This window comes from Novosphingobium nitrogenifigens DSM 19370, assembly GCF_000192575.1.
GTDB classification, from domain to species: Bacteria; Pseudomonadota; Alphaproteobacteria; order Sphingomonadales; family Sphingomonadaceae; genus Novosphingobium; species Novosphingobium nitrogenifigens.
This window is the reverse complement of record NZ_GL876926.1, coordinates 579475-583957: the sequence shown is the minus strand read 5'-3', so window position 1 is coordinate 583957 and position 4483 is coordinate 579475. Positions and strand designations below refer to the sequence as shown.

General features: G+C 64.3%; 5 protein-coding genes. 1 reads left to right on the top strand and 4 read right to left on the bottom strand.

The window, feature by feature from the left end:
- From Y88_RS02970 to Y88_RS02955, 4 genes are all read right to left on the bottom strand, one after another.
- On the bottom strand, positions 1 to 1105 hold a 1105-nt coding region (locus Y88_RS02970; protein ID WP_050805608.1), incomplete at its 3' end, for an MFS transporter.
- A 160-nt stretch (positions 1106 to 1265) separates the two neighbouring features.
- The gene (locus tag Y88_RS02965; RefSeq protein WP_008066148.1) at positions 1266 to 1715 is read right to left on the bottom strand and encodes a MerR family transcriptional regulator; all 450 of its coding nucleotides are present in this window, start codon (positions 1713 to 1715) and stop codon (positions 1266 to 1268) included.
- Positions 1716 to 1816: 101 nt separating this feature from the next.
- A complete protein-coding gene (hisI, locus tag Y88_RS02960) occupies positions 1817 to 2197 on the bottom strand; it encodes a phosphoribosyl-AMP cyclohydrolase (RefSeq protein ID WP_018075196.1) in 381 nt (126 codons plus the stop codon).
- A 409-nt stretch (positions 2198 to 2606) separates the two neighbouring features.
- Complete coding sequence (locus Y88_RS02955) at positions 2607 to 3452, bottom strand: ComF family protein (RefSeq protein ID WP_008066146.1); 846 nt, start codon at positions 3450 to 3452, stop codon at positions 2607 to 2609.
- A gap of 108 nt (positions 3453 to 3560) precedes the next feature.
- Here Y88_RS02955 and Y88_RS02950 point away from each other — a divergent pair, with 108 nt between their 5' ends.
- Complete coding sequence (locus Y88_RS02950; RefSeq protein ID WP_008066145.1) at positions 3561 to 4376, top strand: class I SAM-dependent methyltransferase; 816 nt, start codon at positions 3561 to 3563, stop codon at positions 4374 to 4376.
- Positions 4377 to 4483: the final 107 nt, after the last annotated feature.

Below are 4483 nucleotides of genomic sequence, written 5' to 3'. Positions count from 1 at the left end.
ACGGCGCGCCATAGCCGCCATGCGTTGCCAGAACCCCGGCAACCGGGCCGGTCGCGCACAGGGCAACATCGGTGAACATCGAATAGGCGCCGATCGCCGAGCCGCGGTTCTGCGGCGGAACCAGATCGACCACGATCAGCCCCAGCGCAGGAAAGATCAGCGCGAAACCAAAACCCGACGCCCCCGCCCCCACTACCGCAAGCCATGACCACGGGGCCGCCCAGACAAGAAACAGACCAAGGCTCTCGAGCGTCAGGAACACGCCCGCGACCCGCAATCCACCATGGCGGGCAATGCTGCCGACAAAAAGAATCCGCGCGAGAACGAAGCCGATGCCGAAAGCGCTCAAGGCCATCCACACGCCGCCCCAGCCTCGCGAAGTGTAATAGAGGGCGATAAACGCGGAAATGACCCCGAACCCGATCGCGCCGAGCGCAAGGATCGCTCCATAGGGAACGACACGCAGGAACACCGCGCGGAACGGCAAGCGCTTTGCGACGAGAACGCGGGTGCGCGGCTGCGGCATGGTAAACGCGAGCCCCGCCAATCCGATCACGGCCAGTGCCACACCGATCGCGTTCATGCCGTCCATCGCATAGAGCAGCGTCCCGATCGGCGCCCCGAGCGCGATTGCTGCATAGGTCGCAATCCCGTTCCACGAAATGACTTGCGCGGTATGTTCAGCCCCCACCCGCCCGATCGCCCAGGTGATCGCTCCGGTGCCGATCATGCTTTCGCCAAAGCCCAGCATGATCCGGCTGAGGAACAGGACCGCCAGCGCCTCGCCAGCACGCGCCGCGAGTGCTGGAGCTGCCATTCCGGCAAGACCGCTCGCAAGGCAGCAGGAAAAACCGACGAGGATCGAGACCTTGGCACCGAGAACATCGGTCATCGGACCGACCAGTCCGCGGCTGACGATCGTCGCCACGTACTGCACCGAAATAGCAGCTCCCGCGATGACCGCGCTATAGCCAAGCTCGTGATGGACCCACCCGGGCAGCACCGCGAGGGGAAGGCCGACGGCGAAATAGATCAGCGCCGTCGATGTGACCGTCAGCGCGATTTGCAGCGAAATCCTCGCCGCCGCGTGGGAATGGGCAGGCATGATGTGTCGAAGGGATCCTGTACCGGGAACGAAGCCCGCGATTGCAGGATTCGAGCATCGGACCACGCCGATCCCGCTTCGGGCTGGCGTGCGATCAACGACTTAACCCCCAAATGGGGACCTGTCACCGCTTTCCCTCAGGCGGTGCCTGCAAAAATGGTCAGGAATTGCCCGAACTGTCCGGTCGGCGGCTCGGCGCGATATCCGGATCGCGCCCCTCGCTCCGTTCCTTGTCAACCATGACGGCAAGGAAACTGTCGAGTTCGGCAATCGTGGCGTCGATGTCCTTTTGCTGACGACGCAAGCTCTCGATGCGTTCGCGGCATTTGGCGATGGTGAACCGACGCTGTTCGACCCGTCCATCGCCAAGATCGTAAAGATCGATCATGTCGCGAATTTCCGACAGGCTGAAGCCGACGTTCTTGGCCCGCATGATCCACGCAAGCCGCGCCCGGTCCCGCTTGCTGTAGATCCGCGAAAGACCCACGCGCGTGGGCGAGATCAGCCCTTCGTCCTCATAGAAACGCAAGGCACGCGCCGTCACGCCGAACTCAGCGGACAGATCCGAGATCGTGTAGCTATCCCGCGCCAGCGCATCGGGCTGGTGCAAGTGCCCGGTGTGGTCCAGGCCCGGTTCGGAAACACGATTCGGCGCGTGTGCTGATGACGTCGACATGAACCGACGCTATCTAACCTTTACGTAAGCGTCAATTACTCTTCGCTGACGCGCTCCAACTCCCCATCGGCCGTCAGGCGGCGATAGAAGCAGCTGGGCGCCATGGTGTGGCATGCAGGCCCAGCGGGAACGACCCGCAGTTCCAGAGCGTCCTGATCGCAATCGACACGGATCTCGACGATGCGCAGGACATGGCCCGAGCTTTCGCCCTTCATCCAGAGCTTGCCGCGCGAACGGGACCAGAAATGGGCAAAACCCGTCTCACGCGTACGCTCGATCGCCTCGGCATTCATGTGCGCGAGCATCAGCAGGCGGCCGGTGGCATTGTCCACCGCGACCGCCGTCACGAGTCCGTGAGAATCGAAGCGGGGCATGAAGACGGCGCCCTGCTCCCGCACCTCGGTGTCGGATACCATGGAAGGGGTAGAGATCGTGAAAATCCTTGGCAAAAAGTTCGTAAACAACTGCCCACTGAGGCCTGTTTGTTGCAGGATAACCACAGACTGGGGGCAAAATCCACGGTTCTGTTACATTACCCTTTCCCATCGGCCCACAATGACGGACACAACACCTGCGGTTTGAGGGAACCGTAATTCTGGACCGCCGAAAGGCGGCGCACCAAGCGCCAAAGTTCAGGGAAGCAACCGAGGGATCCCGGCGAGCGTACCGGCCCCCGGAAAAGATGAGGGAATCGAGGCGGAGACGGTCGGGGGGCCGTCCGGCACCCAACGAGTGCCAATCGCCAAAAGTTCGTCACGCTCGGCGCCCGGGGCTCACGCCTCGGGCGCCTTTGTTATGGGGCCCGGCGAACCTGTCCCGAGACGCTCACGTGCGGCCTTCCAGCTCCTCCCTGGCTTCCCGTTCCGCCATGGCAAGAGCCACTCCCGACGCGATCACATGAGTCTCATCGACCACGCGGGCGAAGCAGGCAATCCGCACGCGCGCAGCGCCTGCACGATGCAAGGCCGCCATACAGGCGTTCGTCGTCGCACCACTCGTCAATACATCGTCGATCAGGAGGACATTGGCGCCTTTCAGCCGCGCCGCACGGCGGGCATTGACCCGGATCGTCCCTGCGAGCAAGCGCTCGCGCTGCTTGCCTCCCAGGTGCCCGAGCGGCGGCGTCGGCTTGGGCCTGACCAGCGCATCGACCACGAGAGGTTGCCTCAGCGCGGTCGCCACACCCTTTGCCAGCACAGCCGACTGGTTGAACCCCCGCTGCCACAGGCGCATGCGATGCAACGGCACCGGAACCACCAGCCATTCGCCTTCAAGACGGGGAACACGCGGAACCATCAGGCGCACGAGCAATGGCCCCAAGCCGATCCGCCGACCATGCTTGAAGGCCATGATCAGCCGTCGCGAAGCTTCGTTATAGAGCGTTGCAGCGGCGATGCCTTCATGCCGGGGCGGTCGTGCCATGCAGGGCGCGCAAACCCACGCTCCGCGCGCCGCATCCGCCGTGGCGAGTGCGGCGTCGGCGCCCTGCTGGGCGATACGGTCGGGCAGCGGACGTTGACACTGGCTGCACGCCGGTTCGCCCGGGATCGCGAGACCGCCCCAGCATTCGACGCAAAGCCCGCCATGCTGCGCAAGCGCCGCGCCGCACAGCGGACACCGAGGGGGAAACACCAGATCGATGATCGGAGCGAGATGCCGTGTCCAGTTCATGCAACCCGCTCCCTGCCCACCCGAATTTGGCCTAACCCCATGTCCCGATCATCCTTTGGCAGCCAATGCGGGCTTGGCAAGAGCCGAGCATGACGGCAGGGAACCACCATGTCCGAGACAGCGCCCCCCGCCCAACCGCCCGAGATCTTTTCGCCGAAACGCCGCCTTGCCGCGCGCAGGCGCATGCGCATCCTGCAACAGGCACCCGATGCCGCGCGTTTCATGCTCGACGACATGGTCGAGGACGTGCTCGACCGCCTCGCCTTCCTGCGTCACCAGCCCCGCACTGCCCTGATTGTCGGTGACATCGCTGGAACGCTGTCGCAGGCTCTTCAGACACAGGGCGTCGCTGTCACCCGTGCGGATCCCGCACCGGTCGCGGACGAGACCGCGATCGACGAGGAACACCCCCTGCCCTTTGGCGAAGGCTTCGATTTCATTGCCAGCCTCGGCACGCTCGACACCGTCAACGACCTGCCCGGCGCGATGATCCACTTGCGGCGCGCGCTTGCCCCCGAAGGCCTTGCGATCATCGCCATGCCCGGCGCGGGCAGCCTTGCCTCCCTGCGCGAGATCATGCTCACCGCCGACGGGGATCGCCCCGCGCCGCGCCTGCATCCCCAGGTCGATGTCCGGGCAGGCGGACAATTGCTGCAACGGGCCGGTTTTGCCGATCCGGTGGTAGACAGCCGCAGCATCAAGGCAAGCTATCGCACGCTCGAACGTCTCGTCGGCGACATCCGCGCCCAAGGCCTGTCGGCCTGCCTCGCGCGCGGCGGCGGCCCGCTCGACAAGGCCGCACTCGCCCGTGCCCACGCCGCCTTTGCCGACAAGGCCGACGCCGAGACCGGGCGCGTGACAGAGACGTTCGAAATCCTCACGTTGTCCGGGTGGGCCCGCGCGTTGAAGCCGCCCAAGTTCTGACGCTTTCGAGGTTGTCCGCAAAAAGAAAAGGCGATTGTATACCTTGCAAATACAATCGCCGATTGACGTTTGACGTTTGAAAGACAAGAAAAAAGCCCTCAATACGG

Coding starts and splice junctions, on each gene's coding strand:
- Y88_RS02950 (WP_008066145.1), top strand. CDS start 3,561: ATGTCCGAGACAGCGCCCCCCGCCCAACCGCCCGAGATCTTTTCGCCG.
- hisI (WP_018075196.1), bottom strand. CDS start 2,197: ATGGTATCCGACACCGAGGTGCGGGAGCAGGGCGCCGTCTTCATGCCC.
- Y88_RS02955 (WP_008066146.1), bottom strand. CDS start 3,452: ATGAACTGGACACGGCATCTCGCTCCGATCATCGATCTGGTGTTTCCC.